This is a genomic window from Psychrobacter urativorans, from assembly GCF_904846675.1.
GTDB lineage: Bacteria > Pseudomonadota > Gammaproteobacteria > Pseudomonadales > Moraxellaceae > Psychrobacter > Psychrobacter urativorans_B.
This window is the reverse complement of sequence record NZ_CAJHBT010000034.1, coordinates 1-9,341: the sequence shown is the minus strand read 5'-3', so window position 1 is coordinate 9,341 and position 9,341 is coordinate 1. Positions and strand designations below refer to the sequence as shown.

Genomic DNA, 9,341 nt, shown 5'->3' with positions numbered 1-9,341 from the left:
TCTTGGTCATGGTAAACTCCTTGTCGAGTCGTTAGTTTACCAAGTTTATCTCTACGGTTTCTTCAGCATAGCTCATTTGAAATGAAGGTTATTATCTTAGATGCGATGGACTGTATACATATCGAATACCGCGTAAGTTATTTGCAATAAAACCTAAATGGATTAGGGTATGTATACCTTAATTGAACCATTTATACTAGGCTGTTGTGTTCGTCATATTCATTAGAGCATATCTGAATATCTCAACCAAACAGTAAGACGCTAAGCTTGCTAAAAATAAATTGGTGCAGTTTGTGAAAGAACATCGCCATATAAAACGCAGCCTTCTATATATAAAAAACCAGATGATACTCTACTTCGTCCAAAACTGGTGCAGTTAATTTAAGTCGCGTACGAGGGTAATGTGCTACTAATAGAGCAAATTGGCTTACTTGAATCAAACTGGCTGTAAAACCTTAAAAGGATGCTATCAGAAAACAGGCTTTCTTTAGCTAATATTATGGAAATCGTTGTTTAAGATTTCTTACTACTCGTACAAAATACAATACTATGAAGGCTTATTATGCCACTACACTCGTATTGTGAGTGAAGGAGGACTGATGTTGGCGCCTCTGATGCCCTGGACTACATTTGGTGCATTTACAGCAGCAACGTTAGGCATTAGCCGCTTTGAATTTTCTCCATACGCCTTCATGAGTTTCTTAAGTCCGATAATATCCGTGCTAATGACCTATCCAGGTTTAGCCGTCGTGTGGAACAATAAGAAAAACAAAGGTATCAAGAAATTCGAGGATGTTGACGTTTCATGTGAGCCGATTTTTACTTTAAAATAAAAATATCGATCTCACCACTACTTGTGTCCAAAATAATTTAGCTTGATTGTGAAGAACAAGTAGTGAGTTTGTCAGGATGCCCGCGAACCTGAAGCATTGAGTACTGGCATAGGAAACAATTTTTAAATCTTGCAATATACCTCTCAATAACTCCTTGACAATCTATTCGATATACTATAATAAGGGTCTTTATGTCTTATAAAGTCCTGTTTAATCCCACTTTATCAGTCCGATTGTTTCCACACTTACCAAAAGGAGACAAGCAAGCCATCTAAAAAAAGTTTTATGCAGTCTTGCAGATCAAGTAAGTCTAGCACCCAAAAACTAACCATTAAGGTGATGGCTCAGTTAGTTGAGCATCTCCCGTTTGTTTACTATTTACCATTCACAACGTTATCATACCCTCATAAAAATAAGCTAAAACTATAGATTACCAAACGCTAAGTAATAATTATTCCATATGGAATGACTATATTAATCATGACTTTGTCAATCAATTGGCCGCAGGAACTCTCTCAGAAGACAGCTTCCGCCATCGTGATGAATATATGCATCACAATGGGCTATGTTGTTGACGTAGTTAAGAATTTATTTACCAGTAACATTATCAGTTTTGAATAGCTCATTCAGACGTGCCACAATTTGCGATAGGAAGTCCTCTTTTTTATTTTCCGGCTTTCCTGAACCCTTGCTCCAAGGCTGTAGCAGATCGACACTGATGAACGCCTTGTATAGCGTCCAAACAACACCTGTTTAATAAACACTCTTTGAAAGAAAGTATGAAAGGCTTGTTTACTTTGCTACATGCATTTCTACGATGCTTTCAGCATATATCACTTTTCTAATTGCTCCTCATGCATTCTATCTCAATATACTTAATAGTATCGATGATGGCTTGTTATCTATTCTCATAGCTTTATTGGTACACCAAATCATGATAATAGATTATATCTCCGCTCTGTAATAAAGCATCAAGCAATCGACTCCTAAAAATCAGAGCTTACTTTTTTCATATACTCTAATAATTGCCATTCCAGACAATGTCTCTATATCTACCTGGATTAGTATCTCCTTCAGTGCTAAACACCAAGACCACAGAGTCTTGATTTAACCCTAACTCTTCACGTAGATTACGATTTGAGGTATCAGTACAAAGCTTATAAAGCAAACCAAGTGAGATTGCACCAGATTCCCCACTAATAACCTGAGGATCATTTACTAAGGGGCTACCAAGTACTCGCATACCGGCTGCTGTTACATTGTCATCGACTTGAGCAAAGTAATTGCTACAATCTGTGACTGGGTTTGGTTCACCGCAAGCAAGACCTGCCATGATGCTGCTTAGCACGCCAGTGATATTCACAATATTACCTTGCGCACTGGTACCTGAGCGAAAAATACAGTCAGCTGCTGAAGGTTCTACAATAATGGTTTCAAAGTTATCTGCGCCAAGTTTGTCTGCAAGATAACCAAGTACTCCGCCAGCCATCGAACCGACACCTGCTTGTAATATCACATGAGTTGGCGTTCCTTCATGCATAGCAGCTGCTTGTTCAATCGCTTCATCGGCCATGGTCATATATCCTTGAGCGATCCAGGTCGGTATTTTTTCATAACCATCCCAAGCGGTATCCTGCACTAGAATCCAGCCGTTCTCTTCTGCCATCTTATTTGCCAAGCGAACCGTATCGTCATAATTTATGTCTGTTATGATGCATTCTGCACCCAGCCCTCGAATACGCTCGGCACTCACTAATGATGACTCTTTCGGCATATAGACAACGGCCTTTTGACCCATTTCGCGAGCAGCCCACGCAACTCCAGTGCCATGATTACCAGCTGTTGCTGTTGTAAACACCAGAGGTTTCTCTAACTTAGTAGAGACTGTTTGCAAATCGATTTCTTTAATATCAACTTTAAGGTATTCAGCCAACAAACTTCCTAAAGCATAAGAACCGCCTAGCACTTTAAACGCATTAAGTCCGAAGCGATGAGATTCATCTTTAACTAGAATGGACTTTATACCCAATTTTTCTGCCAATAGTGGTAACGAGACTAAAGGCGTCGGTTTATAGCCATAAATTTGAAGGTGAAATTCACGTATTTTCTTAGCAGATTCTGTAGTAAATAGAGGTGACTTTTGACCGGTATAAAAGTTATTTTTAAATACAGTAAGCATAGTATTCTCTTAGAAGAAGAGAAGGGGAATCGCCATAAAATGCCGCGAAACTCCCCATATCAGAAAGTAAATATATTGTTTTCAGCACTGAATCTAAAGATGCACCACCTTCTTCAAGCAAGGCCATTAGCGCTTTTTAGACGTGTTAGATAATCTCAAATATATCCAACCTCACGCCTATGAGTAAAGCATGCCTTGTTTTACTCATAGGCGTATACACGGCGAGTCGGCACTACTCTTTTGATAAGAAAAAGGCGACTCAAATGTTGTTAATCATGGTGTCAGGAGATAAAATCGCCGCAAGTTCTTCATCACTTAGCAGCTGCTCTTGCCTGACTATTTCGGCAACGCCTAAGCCGCTGCGCAAGGCTTGGCTCGCGATACGGCTAGCGTTGTCGTACCCAATATGTGGCACGAGTGCAGTCACAATGCCGATGCTGTTTTCGACGTGTTGCGCACAACGCTCTTTATTGGCAGTAATATCCTGAATACAGCGTTCATCAAGCATACGAATCGACTTCTCTAACATGCGTGAGTTATTCAACAAGTTATAAACAATTAACGGTTCCATAGCGTTTAGCTGTAGCTGGCCGGCCTCTGCTGCCATGCTAATCGTCATATCAGTGCCCATCACTTGAAACACGGTTTGATTCATCGCTTCAGGGATCACCGGGTTAACCTTGCCTGGCATAATGGACGATCCTGGTTGTACGGCGGGTAGATTGATTTCATTGAAACCAGTGCGTGGGCCGCTCGATAGCAGTCGTAAGTCATTGCTTAGTTTAGATAACTTAATGGCTAAGCGCTTGAGCGTACCAGAGAAGGTGACAAAGTCGCCCATGTCGGAGCTAGCCGCCATAAGGTTTTCAGCGAGCCTTACTGGCAAACCACTGATATCTGCTAATTCGCTGACAGCTAAGTGGGCATAGCCGTTGGGCGCATTAATACCGGTACCAATAGCGGTGCCACCTAAATTCACTTCACATAATTGCTGGCAGGTGTGTTCGATGCGTGCCGTCTCACTGCCTAAATCACTGGCGAAGGCGTTAAACTCTTGGCCCAAGGTCATAGGTACCGCATCTTGCAGTTGGGTGCGGCCCATTTTGAGGACGTCACTAAATTCTTGACCTTTAGCAGCCAGACTGTGTTGTAGTTTGGCGACTGCTTCTTTAAGAGACTTTGCAAAAAATACAATCGCTAAGCGTGCAGCGGTTGGATAAACATCATTGGTCGACTGAGAGCGGTTTACATCATTGTTAGGGTGCATATGATCATATTGACCGTACTCAAAACCCATATTGGCCAAACCGATATTAGCAATCACTTCGTTGGCATTCATGTTGGTTGAGGTACCGGCGCCACCTTGGATCAAGTCGACAATAAAATGATCGTGATGCTCGCCATGAATAATCTCCGCGCACGCATCGGTAATAGCTTTGGCCTTATCATCGCTGAGCAAGCCCTGGCGGTGGTTAGCCCTAGCAGCAGCACATTTAACCATGGCTAGTGCTTTAATCAGCTCAGGAAAATGACTGATTGGCACCCCCGTAATATTGAAGTTTTGTTGCGCTCTTTGAGTTTGAATACCATATAAGGCAGTAGCAGGAACCGCTTGTTCGCCCAGTGAGTCTTTTTCAGTCCGAGTGGGCGCCTTGTCATTGTTCTGGTCTATAGTAGATTTTATATTCATAGGTCTTCTTGATGATCAGTTAAACTAAAAAGATGAAGAGCATACTTTATTGACTAGTGCAATAAAATAACCGCCTTATTCGTATATTTAGAACAAGCTATTTAAGCTATTAGCCAGTATACGATTATTAAATATTATTAACCATTATATAGTTGCCTTTAGCTGCTCTACAATTGAAATGTCGGTAGCGGCCCAATCAAGTGTATCAAGCTCTTCCATATTTAACCAAAGTGTTTTTAATCGTTCATTCAATATCAACGTGCGGTTCTGCGTGTAACAACTACAGCTATGGATATGAATTGCTCAGACTACTGGATGATGTGATGGTGCCTATTAATCTGACTCAGATTTATTGCTGGTTTTCTTGGTCAGAAATAGAGTCCATATTTCAAAAAAAATTAGCTATTTTATGAAACTCTCTAGGTATTTTAAGCAACAAAAAACCCTAAAAAATTTTGGTATCAATGCTTTTAGGGTTAAATGATTTAGTGTAAAAATGCCTTATGGCTTTGTTAGTATTGGGGTATGTCGTAGCTCTGATGTACTTTGCTTTTTCGAATGACTAGAGTTAGGTTAGCATGCCGCCATCAACGATGACACAAGCACCTGTCGTATAACTGGATGCATCAGATACCAAATATAAAACTGTTCCTGCCATCTCATCAGGATGTGCAACGCGCCCTAATGGAATCGCTCTAAGTGCCATATTTAATACTTTGTCATTGGTGGTTAATGCGGAGGCAAACTTAGTATCTGTTAGACCTGGCAGTAACGCATTGACGCGAATATTTAAAGGCCCGCACTCTTTGGCAAATGCTTTGGTCATACTAATCACTGCGGCTTTGGTAATTGAATAAATGCCTTGCTTGTCGCCCGCTACTACGCCGTTCACTGAAGCAGTATTTAATATAACACCGCCGCCCTGTTCGCGCATCATCTTGCCAGCGGCAGTCGACATAAAGAAATAGCCGCGTATATTCACATCTACGGTCTTCTCGAATGCCGCTAAGTCAGTATCTAAGATATGTCCATAATAGGGGTTTGCCGCCGCATTATTCACTAAGATATTAATCTGACCAAATTCACTTTTGATATGCGCAAAGATAGCTTCTATTTGCGCCATTTCTCCCACATGGCAAGGGAATGCACTGGCCTTACCGCCATCAGTTACGATACTGTCGGCAACTGCTTGGCAAGCATCGATTTTGCGGCTAGACACAATCACATGGGCGCCTCTTGACGCGAGCAGACGCGCAATAGACTCACCAATTCCGCGGCTCGCACCGGTGACTAATGCAATTCTTCCGGTTAAATCAAATAAATCTTTCATAGCTATTTCCTTATATATTTTATTTTAGTTAAAACCAGCGTTCTTAGAACCAATCCGCTTGCATATCCGTGCAAACAGAATTGTTGTTAGTTAATAATTCGATATCGCGTTGAACTAACGGCAATTCCCAATCAATAAAGTATTTCGCAGCTTGTATTTTGCCTTTATAAAAATTCTGTTTTTCAACATCCTGCGTCACGTTTAATAATTGCTCTGCCTTGCTGGCTTGACGAATCCAAATCCAGCTCACCACAATGGATGCAAAAATATTCATAAGTGCCTGCGCATTACCAGTTAGCGTAATCGATTTTTCAGTTTGTAGTATTTTGCTCAAGTGGACTAACACCTCATGCAAATGACCCATATAAGGCATCAGCTTGCCCGCAAGTTTTTCGGATTCTGGTGTACTAATACTTTCTAAATCCTGAGTGATTTCACGTTTTAGAGTTTGAATACCAAGGCCTTTATTTTGCCATAACTTACGAAATGACAAATCTAAAGCTTGCACGCCATTTGTCCCTTCATGAATGGGATTAAGACGATTATCGCGCCAAAATTGCTCGGCAAAATACTCACGCGTATAGCCTGCACCGCCCAATACTTGAATGCCTAAGTCGTTGGCTTTGGGCCCATATTCAGATGGCCATGCTTTTAATACCGGCGTTAGCAGGTCCAACAACTCCGATAGTTCTGCTTTAAGCGTTTCGTCTTCACAAGTATTGATTCGGTCAATGAGGTTTGAGCCATACAAGCATAGAGAGATGCCGCCCTCAGAATATGCTTTTTGTGCCAGCAGCATGCGCTTAACATCACCATGCTGAATAATAGCCGTTGCCGCATCTTCTGACTTATTGTTGGGCGCAGCTCTGCCTTGCGTTCTATCTTTAGCATAATCTAAAGAATACTGGTAACCGCGATAACCAATCATAGCTGCACCAAAACCAACGGCGATACGGGCTTCGTTCATCATCTTAAACATATAACGTAAACCGAAGTGCTCTTCACCTATGAGATAACCGTAGCAATCATTTTTATCACCAAAACTTAATGCCGTAGACGTGGCGCCTCTGTAGCCAAGCTTGTGAATTAACCCAGTCAAATGAACGTCATTGCGCTCGCCAACTGATAGGTCATCATTTAATCTATATTTTGGCACTACAAATAAAGAGATACCTTTGACACCGCCAGGACCACCCGGAATCTTAGCCAATACTAAATGTATAATATTGTCAGATAACTCATGATCGCCACCTGAAATATATATTTTGCTGCCCTTTACTCGGTAAGAGCCGTCAGCTTGTTTAACTGCGGTGGTCTTAATATCAGTGAGCGACGAGCCAGCATGCGGCTCAGTTAACGCCATCGTTCCCGTAAACTCGCCAGTCAACATACGTGGCATAAAGGCATTTTTAATATCATCACTAGCAAAATGAGAGAGCACATTAATTGCCGCTGAAGTCAAAAACGGATAGGCCATGGTTGAGGGGTTGGCCGCCATAAAATAGCCTGAAACCGCCGTCATCACGGTTTCGGGTAATTGCATACCGCCCTCTTCAAAAGGGTAACGACCGGCTATAAAGCCTGACTCTCTGAATGCATCAAAAGCGACTTTAACATCGTCTATCATGCTCACTTTGTGTCCATCAAACTGCGGCTCATTTTTATCTGCAATATGGTTGTGTGGCAAAAATAAATTGGTCGCCATTTTGTCTGCCGTGTCTATTACGGCATCGAAAGTGGCACGGTTGTGTTCTTCAAACTTAGGATGTTTGCAAAGACTTTCAGTATCCAATACATTATACAATTGGAAAGGAAGCTCAAAATCGTTAATAAGAGTAGCTGCCATAGTATCCTCTTTTGATAATATTTAGGTTGATAGGTTACGCTGATGGGTTCGCGTGTTGATGGTTTATTGGTTCTTTCCGTTTCATCATGAGAGAAAATAGAGACGAATCAAAGGTAATAAATTGGTGATAAATTAATACTAGTCTAATTTGTCTCTTTACCCCATTGTCATTTATGACATAATTATGGTGAAATAAGACATACATTTAAGGAAAAACAATGCCTAACTCTAACACCAAGCTCTTTAAGGTTATAATCCTTGGATTTGATGGTGTCCTTGGCAGTGCATTGACGGGTGCTTTAGACTTGTTTTCATTTACTGGGGTCAGCTGGCAACGATTTTTGGGTCAAGAAGTAGAACCAAGGTTTAATGTACAAATTGCCAGTGTAGGTGGTGTGGATATTAGATGTAGCAATCGTCTGATCATGCAAGCACATTGCGCTATTGCGGAGGTCGCTGACTGTGATTTACTATTAATCCCAACTATTGGTGATTCAATCGATAAAGTTTTAACGCAAAATGTAGATTTATTGCCGCATATAACGCGCTTGGCGAATACCAAAGCAGATATTGCTAGTAATTGTAGTGGCGCGTTTTTTTTGGCAAAAGCAGGGCTGCTCGATGGACGAGCCGCAACCACACATTGGGGGTATGCGAGTAAGTTTAAGGCCGACTTTCCACTCGTTGACCTGCAAGAAAATCAATTTGTGACGCAATCAGGCAATATATTTTGTGCAGCGGGCGGTAGCGCCTTTTATGATTTGGCATTATTATTGATAGAGCGCTATTGCGGACGGGAAATTTCAACCCAAGTGGCGAAGACCCAAATCCTTGATAGCAAAAGAGGCAACCAAAATAGTTATACCAATGTTAAATTATACAAACCGCATTCAGACCCACTGGTAAAACGCGTTCAAGAATTCATCGAGGATAATTTTAATCAACCCATACAAGTTAGTGACTTGGCCACAATGGTAAATATCACGCCGCGAACTTTAAATAGACGGTTTCAATCCTGTGTGGCTATGCGTCCCATTGAGTATATTCAGGCGGTAAGAATCGAGCAGGCGAAACGCTTATTGGAACTAGGGGATGTGACGATAAAATCCCTCGCCGACCAAGTCGGCTATAACGATATCTCTTCATTTACGCGCTTATTTAAACGTGCCACAGAGCTCACACCCAAAGAATATCAAAAAAAATTTTCGCGCATGTCAGTTTAATAGCACTTATCCCATATTTTTACTATACGGTGCACGCACTTCTGTTGGTAACATGGAGGCGATAACTTGCTATTTGGTATATAGATTAAAAGAGGACTGCTAGATACTTAAGAAGTACCTAGATAGTCAAATGAGCCAGTCAGTTTGACCTCTGCTGTCAAATCCGTAGACATTAACTTGGGAGATTTTAATCAAGCAGCCTGACGATAAAAGTCAAACCACATCTGCCTTGGCGTTTTA

Annotated in this window: 7 protein-coding genes; 3 read left to right on the top strand and 4 right to left on the bottom strand. The window is 41.4% G+C overall.

Annotation, left to right across the window (positions count from 1 at the left end):
* Nucleotides 1-509: 509 nt before the first annotated feature.
* Together JMY06_RS11205 and JMY06_RS11200 are read left to right on the top strand one after the other, a co-directional pair.
* Nucleotides 510-833, top strand: coding sequence for a Na+/H+ antiporter NhaC family protein (locus JMY06_RS11205; protein WP_227672308.1), 324 nt, complete (start codon nucleotides 510-512; stop codon nucleotides 831-833).
* Nucleotides 834-1,258: 425 nt separating this feature from the next.
* Nucleotides 1,259-1,408, top strand: coding sequence for a hypothetical protein (locus tag JMY06_RS11200; RefSeq protein ID WP_201618331.1), 150 nt, complete (start codon nucleotides 1,259-1,261; stop codon nucleotides 1,406-1,408).
* 443 nt (nucleotides 1,409-1,851) lie between these two features.
* Here the strand turns inward: JMY06_RS11200 and dpaL are convergent, their stop codons facing one another.
* The 4 genes from dpaL to JMY06_RS11180 form a co-directional block, all read right to left on the bottom strand.
* On the bottom strand, nucleotides 1,852-3,012 hold the full coding sequence (dpaL, locus tag JMY06_RS11195) for a diaminopropionate ammonia-lyase (protein ID WP_201618329.1): 1,161 nt from the start codon (nucleotides 3,010-3,012) through the stop codon (nucleotides 1,852-1,854).
* Nucleotides 3,013-3,271: 259 nt separating this feature from the next.
* On the bottom strand, nucleotides 3,272-4,702 hold the full coding sequence (locus JMY06_RS11190) for an aspartate ammonia-lyase (RefSeq protein WP_201618328.1): 1,431 nt from the start codon (nucleotides 4,700-4,702) through the stop codon (nucleotides 3,272-3,274).
* A gap of 568 nt (nucleotides 4,703-5,270) precedes the next feature.
* Nucleotides 5,271-6,032: an SDR family oxidoreductase gene (locus JMY06_RS11185; RefSeq protein WP_201618327.1), complete on the bottom strand. Its 762-nt coding sequence runs from the start codon at nucleotides 6,030-6,032 to the stop codon at nucleotides 5,271-5,273.
* Nucleotides 6,033-6,075: 43 nt separating this feature from the next.
* The gene (locus JMY06_RS11180) at nucleotides 6,076-7,878 is read right to left on the bottom strand and encodes an acyl-CoA dehydrogenase (RefSeq protein ID WP_201618326.1); all 1,803 of its coding nucleotides are present in this window, start codon (nucleotides 7,876-7,878) and stop codon (nucleotides 6,076-6,078) included.
* A gap of 218 nt (nucleotides 7,879-8,096) precedes the next feature.
* On the opposite strand from JMY06_RS11180, the gene JMY06_RS11175 reads away from it, so the two are divergent.
* Entirely contained in the window at nucleotides 8,097-9,101 is a 1,005-nt protein-coding gene (locus JMY06_RS11175; RefSeq protein ID WP_201618325.1) for a GlxA family transcriptional regulator, read from the top strand.
* Nucleotides 9,102-9,341 lie beyond the last annotated feature (240 nt).